The sequence below is a fragment of the Janthinobacterium sp. SUN073 genome, from assembly GCF_030397665.1.
Taxonomy (GTDB): Bacteria; Pseudomonadota; Gammaproteobacteria; order Burkholderiales; family Burkholderiaceae_D; genus Janthinobacterium.
This window is the reverse complement of record NZ_JAPUBT010000001.1, coordinates 1731065-1742651: the sequence shown is the minus strand read 5'-3', so window position 1 is coordinate 1742651 and position 11587 is coordinate 1731065. Positions and strand designations below refer to the sequence as shown.

Below are 11587 nucleotides of genomic sequence, written 5' to 3'. Positions count from 1 at the left end.
CTCAGACTTTCAAAAACTCTTCCTTGCCGCCCAGCCAGCGCGCCAGGTGCGCTTCCACGGTGGCGGCCGCCGCCGCGGTGGTGGCGTGCAGCAGATCGTGCGCCACGTCGCGCGCCTGGTCTACCAGCCATTGATCCGTCTCCAGGTCGGCGAAGCGCAGCATGGCCTGGCCGGACTGGCGCGCGCCGAGGAATTCCCCGGGGCCGCGGATTTCCAGGTCGCGGCGGGCGATTTCAAAACCGTCCGTCGTCTCGCGCATGGTCATCAAACGCTGGCGCGCCACGCCGCCCAAGGGGCCCTGATACAGCAGCAGGCAGACGCTGGCCGCCGTGCCGCGCCCCACGCGGCCGCGCAGCTGGTGTAGCTGCGACAAGCCAAAACGCTCGGCGTGTTCGATCACCATCAGCGAGGCGTTCGGTACGTCGACGCCCACCTCGATGACGGTGGTGGCCACCAGCACGTGGATCTGGCCGGCGATGAAGGCATCCATCACTGCCTGCTTTTCCGCCGGCTTCAGGCGGCCGTGCACGAGGCCCACCTGCAGCGCGGGCAGGGCTTCTGCCAGCATCATGTAGGTGTCGGTGGCTGTTTGCAGCTGCAGCGCTTCCGATTCCTCGATCAGGGGACAGACCCAGTACACTTGCCGGCCTTCCAGCGCGGCCGCGTACACACGGGCGATGACTTCGTCGCGCCGGTTCTGGTCGATGGCGCGCGTGACGATGGGGCTGCGTCCGGGCGGCAGCTCGTCGATCACCGACACTTCCAGGTCGGCGTAATACGTCATGGCCAGGGTACGCGGGATCGGCGTGGCCGACATCATCAACTGGTGCGGCACGGCCGCGCTGTCGCCCTTGTTGCGCAGGGTCAGGCGCTGGCCCACGCCGAAACGGTGCTGCTCGTCGACGATCACCAGGCCCAGTTTGGCAAACAGCACGTTGTCCTGGATCAGCGCATGCGTACCTATCACCAGCTGCGCTTCACCCGATTCGATCAGGGCCAGCGCGGCCGTCTTTTCCTTTTTCTTCAGGCTGCCCGTCAGCCAGGCGACTTTTACTCCCAGCGGCTCCATCCAGGCGGCGATCTTGCGGAAGTGCTGTTCCGCCAGGATCTCCGTGGGCGCCATCAGCGCGGCCTGGTAGCCGCTGTCGATGGCCTGCGTGGCGGACAAGGCGGCGACGACTGTCTTGCCGCTGCCGACGTCGCCCTGCAGCAAGCGCTGCATCGGATACGGCTGGTGCAGGTCGGCGCGGATTTCCTCGAGCACGCGGGCCTGTGCGCCCGTCAGCTTGAAGGGCAGGGCGGCGGCAAAGGATGCCGAGAGTTTGCCGACGATGGGCAAGGACGCCGCGCCTTTCGAGCGGCGCGCGCGCTGGGCGCGTTTCAGCGACAGCTGCTGCGCCAGCAGCTCATCGAATTTCATGCGCACCCAGGCCGGGTGCGAGCGGTCCATCAGCGCGCTTTCATCGATGTCCTGCGGCGGATAGTGCAGCAGGTGCACGGCGGCGCGGAACGGCGACAGCTGCATCTGGCGCAACAGCTCGTCAGGCAAGGTATCGTGCCAGTCGATGCGGCGCATGGCGTCGGCGATCTCGCGCCGCAGCACGTGCTGCGACAAGCCTTCGCCGGACGGATACACGGGCGTCAGGGCCGTGGGCAGCGGCGCGCCCTCGTTGACCACTTTATACGTCGGGTGCACCATCTCGGCGCCGAAAAAGCCGTGTTTGAGTTCGGCACGCGCACGTACCCGCGTGCCTTCGGCCAGCTGCTTGACCTGGCTGCCGTAGAAATTCATGAAGCGCAGCAGCAAATTGCCCGTTTCGTCGGCGATCGTCACCAGCAGCTGCTTGCGCGGCTTGAAATTGACTTCGCATTTGGTGACGACGCCTTCCACTTGCCACGACTCGCCGCCGCGCAGGCAGGCATCGCGTATCGTGTAGACCTTCGTCTCATCCTCGTAGCGCATCGGCAAGTGCAGCACCAGGTCCATATCCGTGCGCAAGCCCAGTTTGGCCAGCCGGCTTTCCGTGCTGACCACTTTTTTGACGGCTTTCGGCTTCGCGGCCGGCTTGGCTGCGGGAGGAAGATCGGGCTTTGGATCGGACATATGCAAGGTTTTGGTGCCGCTAGCGTAAAATAGAGGGTTGTCCGGCACACCCTGTGCGTACCGCAGTCGGAAATTGTTGCGGCGGATTATTGTAATGCCTGTATAGGCGCACAGTATAGTGCCAGATGTTCCATTGCGCACTCCTAATCATTTTTGACGTACTTTTGAAGCAAAACGCATGTATTCGCTTTCCGATTTCGATTTTAATTTGCCGCAAGAAAACATTGCGCAAACTCCGTTGGCCGAGCGCAGCGCCTCGCGCCTGTTGCATCTGGACGGCGACGCCCTGGTCGACCGCCAGTTCGCCGACATCGTCGGACAGCTAGCCGCGGGCGACCTGCTGGTGATGAACGATACGCGCGTACTCAAGGCGCGCTTCTTTGGCGTGAAGGAAAGCGGCGGCAAGATCGAGGCGCTCGTCGAGCGCGTGCTCGACGACCGCACCGTGCTGGCCCAGGTGCGCGCCTCGAAGTCGCCGCCGCCCGGCTGCCGCATCCGCCTGGCCGACGCGTTTGACGTCACGGTCGGCCAGCGCGCCGGCGAATTCTTTACCCTGCATTTCGAGGCCGACGTATTCGAGCTGATCGAGGCGCATGGCCGTTTGCCGCTGCCGCCCTACATCGAGCACGATGCGGACGAATTTGACGAGACGCGCTACCAGACCGTCTTCAACAAGGTGCCCGGCGCCGTCGCCGCACCGACGGCGGGCCTGCATTTCGACCAGGCCCTGCTCGACCAGTTGAAGGCCAAGGGCGTCAATTTTGCCTATGTGACCCTGCACGTGGGCGCCGGCACCTTCCAGCCCGTGCGCACGGAAGTACTGGCCGAACACAAGATGCATACCGAGTGGTACACCATGCCGCAGGACACCGTCGACGCCGTGCGCGCCGCCCAACTTGCCGGGCGCGACGTGGTGGCCGTCGGCACGACCAGCTTGCGCGCGCTGGAATCGGCCTCGCAAAGCGGCCAGCTGGTGGCGGGCAGCGCCGATACGGCCCTGTTCATCACGCCCGGCTATGCGTTTAAAACGGTGACGCGGCTGATCACCAATTTCCATTTGCCGAAGTCGACCCTGCTGATGCTGGTGTCGGCCTTTGCCGGCTATGCGCCGATCCGCAGCGCCTACGCGCATGCGATCGCGCAGAACTACCGTTTCTTCAGCTATGGCGATGCGATGCTGCTGACCACGCAATCGCGCGCTGCGCTGAACCTCAATACTCCCGTGAAAGACTGACCATGCTGGAATTTACACTCCTCAAGACCGACACGAGCGGCCTGACCAAGGCACGCCGCGGCACCTTGAAACTCAACCATGGCGTCGTGCAGACGCCGATCTTCATGCCAGTGGGCACTTACGGCACCGTCAAGGCGATGTCGCCGCTGGAACTGAACGAGATCGATGCGCAGATCATTTTGGGCAACACCTTTCACTTGTGGTTGCGTCCTGGTAACACCGTCATGGAGAAATTTGGCGGTTTGCACGGTTTCATGGGCTGGAACAAGCCGATCTTGACCGATTCGGGTGGATTCCAGGTGTTTTCGCTGGGCGCCATGCGCAAGATCACGGAAGAGGGCGTGCATTTCAATTCGCCCATCAATGGCGATAAACTGTTCCTCTCGCCGGAAGTGTCGATGCAGGTGCAGCGCGTCCTCAATTCCGACATCGTGATGCAGTTCGACGAATGCACGCCGTACGAGATTGAAGGCCGCCCGGCCACCCTCGAGGAAGCGGCCAAGTCGATGCGCATGTCCTTGCGCTGGGCGCAGCGCTCGAAGGACGAGTTCCACCGCGGCGAGAACCCGAATGCGCTGTTCGGCATCGTGCAGGGCGGCATGTTTGAAATGCTGCGCGACGAGTCGCTGGCCAAGCTCGAAGAGATCGATTTCCCCGGCATCGCCATCGGCGGCCTGTCCGTCGGCGAGCCGAAGGAAGACATGATGCGCATGCTGGCCCACGTGGGCCCGCGCCTGCCGGCCAACAAGCCGCATTACCTGATGGGCGTGGGCACGCCGGAAGACCTGGTGGCCGGCGTGTCGAACGGTATCGATATGTTCGACTGCGTCATGCCGACGCGTAACGCCCGCAATGGCTGGCTGTTCACCCGTTTCGGCGACATCAAGATCAAGAACGCCAAGTACAAGGAAGACCAGGCGCCGCTCGACGAGACCTGCAGCTGCTACGCCTGCCGCAACTTTTCGCGCGCCTACCTGCACCATTTGCACCGTTCCAAGGAAATCCTCGGCGCGCGCCTGAACACCATCCACAACCTGCATTACTACCTGGACTTGATGCGCCAGATGCGTGAAGCGCTGGACGAAGACCGTTTCCACGCGTTTACCCTGCAATTCCATGCGGAACGCGCACGCGGAACTTAAGAAAAGCTTAGCTTGAGCCCTGGCGGCAGCAGGGCTGGAAGTTTTGTGGATTGGTGCTTGGACTGGGGCGATAAAGCATTGCATAATGCCTTTTTAGCCCCACTTAAAGTTGCCATGCCTGCAATTCGGGTTACGACGTATAGCCAATGCTAGAATACAGCGCTATTTTTTCAAACTGATTAGAACTGGAGTCACCGTGTTTTTCATTTCCAACGCTTATGCGCAAGCCCCAACCGACGCCCTGGGCTTCGGCGGCAACCTGACCAGCTTCCTGCCGCTGGTATTGATGTTCGTGGTCATGTATTTCCTGATGATCCGTCCACAGCAAAAACGCGCCAAAGAACAACGGGCGATGATGGACGCGCTGGCCAAGGGTGACGAAGTCGTCACCGCTGGCGGCATGCTGGGCCGTGTTGTCAAGGTAGTGGACGCTTACGTCACCATCGAAGTGGCGACCGGCACCGAAATCACGGTGCAAAAGAGCGCCATCACCACCCTGCTGCCTAAAGGCACCCTGAAGGCGCTGTAATTCCTCGCTGTCATTGCCTTGGCAATGATTCACCGGGGCGGCTACCCGCCGCCCCTCGCGACGCCTCCGACGCTCAACACTGAACGCTGAATCAATATGAATCGCTATCCTGCCTGGAAATACATCATCATCGTCGTCGCCTTATTGCTGGGCGCACTCTATACGGCGCCCAATTATTTCGGTGAATCACCGGCGCTGCAAGTAACCAGCGGCAGGTCGACCGTCAAAGTGACGGGCGAGCTGATGACGCAAGTCGAGCAAATATTGACGAAAGAAAACGTCAAGTCGGAAGGTGTCACCATGGATGGCGCTGGCAACCTCGCTTCCGTGCGCGTGCGTTTCGCCGATCCCGATACCCAGTTCAAGGCAAAACTGGTGCTGGAAAAGGACCTGAATACGGATGCCAGCGACCCTGCGTATATCGTGACGGTCAATCTGCAAGCCAATACCCCATTGTGGATGCAAAAATTGCATGCCTTGCCCATGTTCCTGGGCCTGGACTTGCGCGGCGGCGTGCATTTCCTGATGCAGGTCGATGCGAAAGCCGTACTGAACAAGAAAGTCCAGGGCGTCCAGTCCGCCGCGCGTAGCGTGTTGCGCGACAAGAATATCCGTCACGCCGGCATCGAGCGCGTGGGTGACAGCGTGCAGATCAACTTCCGTGACGCCGATACGCGCCTGAAGGCAAAAAATGTGCTGTCCGACCAGATGACGGAACTGGCTTTCGCCGATGCGGGCGAAGGCAGCGATCTGAAACTGAACATCACCCTGAAGCCGGCAGCCCTGAAGGCGACCATCGACGAAGGCGTGAAACAGAATATCTCCACCCTGTCCAAGCGCGTCAACGAGCTGGGCGTGGCCGAGCCGCTGATCCAGCAGCAAGGTCCTGACCGTATCGTGGTGCAATTGCCTGGCGTACAGGACGTGGCCCGCGCGAAAGCCATCATCGGCCGCACGGCGACGCTGGAAGTGCGCCTGGTCGACGAAGGCATCGTGCCTGGCACGGAACTGTCGAGCGCCATTCCGTTCAACTCGGAACTGTTTACGGTTGGCAAGGGCGTGCCTGTCGTCCTGTCGAAAGACGTGATCCTGACGGGTGACTATATCTCCAGCGCCACGGCCAGCTTCGACCAGAACCAGCAAGCGGCCGTGTCGATCGACCTGAACGGCGACGGTGGCCGCAAGATGCGCGAAGCGACGCGCGAGCGCGTCGGCAAGCGCATGGCCATCGTGCTGTTTGAAAAGGGCAAGCCGGAAGTGCTGTCGGTGGCGACCATCCAGCAGGAACTCGGTTCGCGCTTCCAGATCACGGGCATGGGCGGCGCGGAAAACGCGAATGAACTGGCCTTGCTGCTGCGCTCGGGCGCCCTGTCGGCACCGATGACCGTCATCGAAGAACGCACGATCGGACCGCAATTGGGCGCGGAAAACATCGCCAAGGGCTTCCATTCGACCCTGTATGGCTTCATCGCCATCGCCATCTTCATGATCGCCTACTACATGCTGTTCGGCGCCTTCAGCGTGCTGGCCCTGGCCACCAACCTGCTGTTGCTGGTCGGCTTGCTGTCCATGATCCAGGTGACCCTGACCTTGCCAGGTATCGCCGCGATCGCGCTGGCGCTGGGCATGGCGATTGACGCCAACGTGCTGATCAATGAACGTATCCGTGAAGAGTTGCGTGCCGGCAGTACGCCACAAGCGGCGATCTCCGCCGGCTTCGACCGTGCATGGGCCACGATTCTCGACTCGAACGTGACCACCCTGATCGTCGGCCTGGCGTTGCTGGCCTTCGGCAGCGGTCCCGTGCGCGGCTTTGCCGTCGTGCATTGCCTGGGCATCCTGACGTCGATGTTCTCCTCCGTGTTCGTGTCGCGCGGCGTGGTCAACCTCTGGTATGGCCGCAAGAAAAAGCTGACGACCTTGTCGATCGGCACGGTGTGGGTGCCGGGCACGAGCAAATAAGCGGCGGCCCAGACTCACCCAATAGCGACAACAGCGATCGCGTCCGGTGGCACAACCGCCGGACGCACAGAATAGAACTCAGAGGATTTCATGGAATTTTTCCGGATCAAAAAAGATATTCCCTTCATGCGCCATGCGTTGATTTTCAACGTCATTTCGGCCGTGACCTTCCTTGCCGCCGTCTTCTTCCTGTTCCACAAGGGCTTGCACCTGTCCGTGGAATTCAAGGGCGGCACCGTGCTGGAGGTGAAGTACCCGAAAGCGGCCAACCTTGAAGGCATACGCGGCACCCTGATCAAGATGGGCTACGAAGAGCCCGGCGTGACCAGCTTCGATACGGCACGCGACGTGATGATCCGCCTGCCGGTGGAAAAGGGCGTGACTGCCGCGAATACCTCGCAGCGCGTGTTCGAAACCCTGTGCAAGGTCGAGCAAGGCACGACCAAGGGCATCGATACCGTCACCGACAAGGGCGAGCATGTGATCAAGACCGCCTGCCTGGACGCCGCCGGCAATGAAGCGCTGGTGCTGCAGAAAGTGGAATTCGTCGGCCCGCAAGTGGGCGACGAATTGACGCAGAACGGCTTGAACGCGCTGGTGGTGGTGATCCTGGGCGTGATGGCTTACCTGGCCGTGCGCTTCGAATGGAAATACGCCGTTTCGGCGATTATCGCCAACTTGCATGACGTGGTCATCATCCTGGGCTTCTTTGCCTTCTTCCAGTGGGAATTCTCGCTGACGGTGCTGGCGGCGATCCTGGCGGTGCTGGGCTACTCGGTCAACGAATCGGTGGTGATCTTTGACCGTATCCGCGAAAACTTCCGCAAGCAGCGCAAGGCTTCCGTGCATGAAGTGATCGACAGCGCGATCACCAGCACCATTTCGCGTACCATCATCACCCACGGTTCGACCCAGATGATGGTGCTGTCGATGCTGGTCTTCGGCGGCCAGACCCTGCACCACTTCGCACTGGCGCTGACCATCGGTATCTGCTTCGGTATTTACTCGTCCGTGTTCGTCGCGGCCTCGATCGCCATGTGGCTGGGCGTCAAGCGCGAAGACTTGATCAAGCCGATCAAGGAAAAAGACGAAACCGACGGCGCCGTGGTGTAAGCGCAGTTTGTTGCATGACGAATTCAAGAACGATCACCCGCGCGGTGGTCGTTTTTTTTTGTGACGGATGACGATGAAGCGTTTGATAGTGATGGGCCTCATGGCGGGCATCGGCACGCTGGCCAGTGCCGCGGAATTGCGCCGCGTAGGCAGCGATACCATCGCCCTGCGCGGCGCCATCGCCGAGGGCGATGTGGACCAGCTGAGGCAGCTGGCCACGCCAGGGACCACCGTGCTGCGCGTCAATAGCGATGGCGGCGACCCGCAGGCGGCCATGCTGCTGGGGCGCTACCTGCGCCAGCGGCAATGGAGCCTCGCCATCGACACCGTGTGTGCCGGCAGCTGTGCCCTGTACCTTTTCCCGGCCGCGCACCATAAAAGCATTCCAGACACCGCCGTGCTGGCGCTGCAGGAGTCGGCCTTTCTGCGCGCGCAGGAAGGCCCGCAGTACATGCGCCGCAGCCTGATCGAGGCGGGCGTGCCGGCCGATGAGCTGGAGCGCGAAACTGCGGCGCTGGCCGTGCAACTGGCGCAGGTGGCGGCGCTGGAAGCGGCGTTTGCCGCGGAGCTGGGCATAGGCCCCGCCTTCTACCGCGATTTCCGGCAGGTGGCGGCGCAGGCCGATGGCGTGCGCCAGCGCTTTCCCGATCAGGAGGCGGTCGTCTACTGGTGGCCGGGGGCCGCCCGCCTGCAGCGCTGCTACGGCATCGCCGGCGTGCAAGAGGGAACGCGCGCGGCGCGCCTGGCGCCCGACGGCTATCTGTACGTGCCGGCCCTGTCGGCCCTGGTGATGGGCGACCAGGCTTTGCAGGCTTGTCCATGAGCCGCAGCGGCCGTTTGTTCCTGCTGATGGACGCCATGCGCGCCAAACGGGTGCCCGTCACGGCGGCCCAGCTGGCGCAGCAGCTGGGTGTTTCCGAGCGCACGATTTACCGCGATATCCAGACCCTGGCCGAATTGGGCGCGCCCCTGCAGGGTGAGGCCGGCATCGGCTATGTGCTGCGCCGCGGCGCCTTTCTGCCGCCGCTGATGTTCGGACCCGATGAACTGGAAGCGCTGGTGCTGGGCGCGCGCTGGGTGCGTCGCCAGGGCGATGCGGGCCTGGCGCAGGCGGCCAGCAATGCCCTGGCGAAGATCGCGGCCGCCTCGCCGCGCGACCTGCGCGACAGCATGGCCGAGACCAGCTTGTGGGTGCCGCTGGGCCGTCCCGCCGATGGCACGCAGCCGGCCGACCGCTACGTGCAGCCGGTGCGCGAGGCCATCCGCTACGAACAGAAGCTCACGCTCGCCTATCAGGATGAGCATGGCAGCGCCACCTCGCGCACGGTGTGGCCGTTTGCCCTGGCCTTTTTTGAAGGCAAGCGCCTGCTGGCCGCCTGGTGCGAGCTGCGCGGCGATTACCGGCATTTCCGCATCGACCGTATCGCCAGCGTGCTGCGACATGACGAGCGCTATCCCACGCGCCGCCACGCCTTGCTCGATACATGGCGCAAAGCGCATGAGATTGATCCGGAATCCTGAGACGCGCTCCTGACAAAAACTGTCAGTGACTGGTTCTACGATGGTGGCTTCCTCACTCACCGGAGTTACGCACCATGCGCCTGTACCACCACCCCATGTCTTCGAATGCCCGCCGTGCCCTGATGACGGCGATCCACCTCGGCCTGCCTCTGGAACTGGCCGAAGTCGACCTGATGAATGCGGACGACCGCCGCCGCCTGGCCGAACTGAACCCGAACGGCAAGGTGCCCGTGCTGGCCGATGGCGATTTCCTGCTGTGGGAATCGTGCGCCATCATGCAATACCTGGCCGAGCAGGTGCCGGGCCAGACGATTTATCCGCAGGCGCCGCAGGCCCGCGCCGACGTCAACCGCTGGCTGTTCTGGACGGCGCAGCATTTCGCGCCGGCCATCAGCGTGCTGGCCTGGGAACGCGCCTGGAAGGGCATGACGGGCAATGGTCCGGCGGACCCGCTGGAAGAGGCGCGCGGCGAGCGCGATCTGCATGAGTGCGCCGTGGTGCTGGACGCGCATCTGGCGCAGCGCGACTGGCTTTGCGGCGATGCCCTGACCCTGGCCGATTTCGCCGTGGCCGCGCCGCTGATGTACAGCGAGGCCGTGCGGCTGCCGCTGGCGCAGTACCAGCATATTGAGGCCTGGTTTGCCCGCGTGCGGCAGCTGCGCGCCTGGCAGGAAACGGATGTGCAGCTGCTGCCGGGATAATGTGCCCGCTAAGTGTGCCAGCGCACGGAGCCGGCGTGGTGCACCGCATAAGATAGGGCTGTCTCTTTCAGGACATCCCTAGCTTTGGACTTTACCCGCTTTCGAGCGGGTTTTTTTTGTCCGGAGCTTGATAATTGGAGCGTCGCCGCACAGATGGGGCGTCTCCCACTTCCAGCAGGTACGCCATGTTCATGCCACGCCATCCGAAACCACTCTTGAGTACCAAGGCGGTCGCCACGCAAGTCGTCCAGCAAAAGCAGGGGACGCAGGCCGTGGACAAGCATGTGCTGATCGTCGACGTGACGAGGCCGGCGCCAGGCGTGCCGATCTTGCCGCCGGTGCCGGTAAAACAGGATTAGTGCACGAGCACCTTCAGCAGCGACTGCACTTCATCGTCTGATTCTTCCATGATGCTCGACAGGGTCGCATCGCCGATCACGCAATCGATGCTGCCGGCGGCGCGGGCGGCGCGCACGGCGATGGCGGCCGGACTTTCGTTGAGGGGCGACGATACCGGCGCCAGGTCATTCGCCAGCAGCAAGGTGTCGCCCAGCGATTCGGGCGGGATGGCGCGCAAGCCTTCCCACAACGCAGCGATGGCGCCCATCACCGCTTCCGGCACCTTCAGTTTGGTCAGGACGCCATGGCCGATGGCTTGTTCGCCATGTTCGACCCAGTCCTGCGGTTCACCGTCGAGGATGCCGGGGAATTCGGCCGCGCGCGACAGCAGATAAAAGCCGCCCACTTCATGCATGATGCCGGCAAACAGGGCCGTATCGGGGTCCACCCTGGTGACGCGGCGGGCCAGTACCTGCGACAGGGCCGCCACGTGGGCCGTATGTTCCCACAGCTGCTTGGCCTTCGCCTGCAGCACGGGATCGGTAATGGTGCTGCCCAGCTGACGCACGATCAGCGACGCCACCACCGACTGCAGGGTACGCACGCCGAGCCGTTGCACGGCATTGCGCACGCTGGTGATTTCATTGCCGGAGCGGTTGAACGCCACCGAATTGGCGATGGCCACCGTGCGCGCGGCCAGCAGCGGGTCGGCTTGCACCAGCTTGGCAGCGGCCTCGATATGGCAGTCGGGATCGGCCAGCGCCTCTTGCAGCTTGAGCGAAGCGTTCACATTGGCAGGAAAGGTCAGCTCGCCACGAGCGGCTTGTGCGGCGATGCTTTTAAAGGCGTCGAGTCTGTTCATTGAAAAAATTATACTCGCAATATTTCCGTACGGAACTTTTTAACCGTGATCTTTTCGCAAACAGCTTGGCAAAAGGCAAG

At 62.6% G+C, this 11587-nt stretch carries 11 protein-coding genes; 9 read left to right on the top strand and 2 right to left on the bottom strand.

Features of this window, described 5'->3' with window-relative positions:
* Position 1 precedes the first annotated feature (1 nt).
* On the bottom strand, positions 2 to 2104 hold the full coding sequence (gene recG / locus O0882_RS07905) for an ATP-dependent DNA helicase RecG (RefSeq protein ID WP_289946720.1): 2103 nt from the start codon (positions 2102 to 2104) through the stop codon (positions 2 to 4).
* 178 nt (positions 2105 to 2282) lie between these two features.
* Between recG and queA the strand changes: the two genes are divergently transcribed.
* From queA to O0882_RS07860, 9 genes are all read left to right on the top strand, one after another.
* Positions 2283 to 3338, top strand: a complete 1056-nt coding sequence (gene queA, locus O0882_RS07900) for a tRNA preQ1(34) S-adenosylmethionine ribosyltransferase-isomerase QueA (protein ID WP_289946718.1) — start codon at positions 2283 to 2285, stop codon at positions 3336 to 3338.
* 2 nt (positions 3339 to 3340) lie between these two features.
* Complete coding sequence (tgt, locus tag O0882_RS07895) at positions 3341 to 4480, top strand: tRNA guanosine(34) transglycosylase Tgt (protein WP_289946715.1); 1140 nt, start codon at positions 3341 to 3343, stop codon at positions 4478 to 4480.
* Positions 4481 to 4676: 196 nt separating this feature from the next.
* Positions 4677 to 5009, top strand: a complete 333-nt coding sequence (gene yajC / locus O0882_RS07890; RefSeq protein ID WP_071075172.1) for a preprotein translocase subunit YajC — start codon at positions 4677 to 4679, stop codon at positions 5007 to 5009.
* Between the two features lie 96 nt (positions 5010 to 5105).
* Positions 5106 to 6971 carry a protein translocase subunit SecD gene (gene secD / locus O0882_RS07885; protein WP_289946712.1) on the top strand — a complete coding sequence of 622 codons (1866 nt, stop codon included), beginning with the start codon at positions 5106 to 5108 and terminating at the stop codon, positions 6969 to 6971.
* A gap of 90 nt (positions 6972 to 7061) precedes the next feature.
* On the top strand, positions 7062 to 8084 hold the full coding sequence (secF, locus tag O0882_RS07880; RefSeq protein WP_289946710.1) for a protein translocase subunit SecF: 1023 nt from the start codon (positions 7062 to 7064) through the stop codon (positions 8082 to 8084).
* A 73-nt stretch (positions 8085 to 8157) separates the two neighbouring features.
* Complete coding sequence (locus O0882_RS07875) at positions 8158 to 8907, top strand: hypothetical protein (protein ID WP_289946708.1); 750 nt, start codon at positions 8158 to 8160, stop codon at positions 8905 to 8907.
* Positions 8904 to 9605 (top strand): YafY family protein, encoded by a 702-nt coding sequence (locus O0882_RS07870; RefSeq protein WP_289946706.1) that lies wholly within the window; start codon positions 8904 to 8906, stop codon positions 9603 to 9605. The genes O0882_RS07875 and O0882_RS07870 overlap by 4 nt, the downstream gene beginning before the upstream one ends.
* 74 nt (positions 9606 to 9679) lie before the next feature.
* Positions 9680 to 10306, top strand: coding sequence for a glutathione S-transferase family protein (locus O0882_RS07865; protein ID WP_289946704.1), 627 nt, complete (start codon positions 9680 to 9682; stop codon positions 10304 to 10306).
* Between the two features lie 185 nt (positions 10307 to 10491).
* On the top strand, positions 10492 to 10665 hold the full coding sequence (locus O0882_RS07860; protein ID WP_289946703.1) for a hypothetical protein: 174 nt from the start codon (positions 10492 to 10494) through the stop codon (positions 10663 to 10665).
* Here the strand turns inward: O0882_RS07860 and O0882_RS07855 are convergent.
* Positions 10662 to 11507, bottom strand: coding sequence for an HDOD domain-containing protein (locus tag O0882_RS07855; protein ID WP_071075178.1), 846 nt, complete (start codon positions 11505 to 11507; stop codon positions 10662 to 10664). The two genes, O0882_RS07860 and O0882_RS07855, sit on opposite strands and share 4 nt — an antisense overlap.
* Between the last annotated feature and the right edge of the window lie 80 nt (positions 11508 to 11587).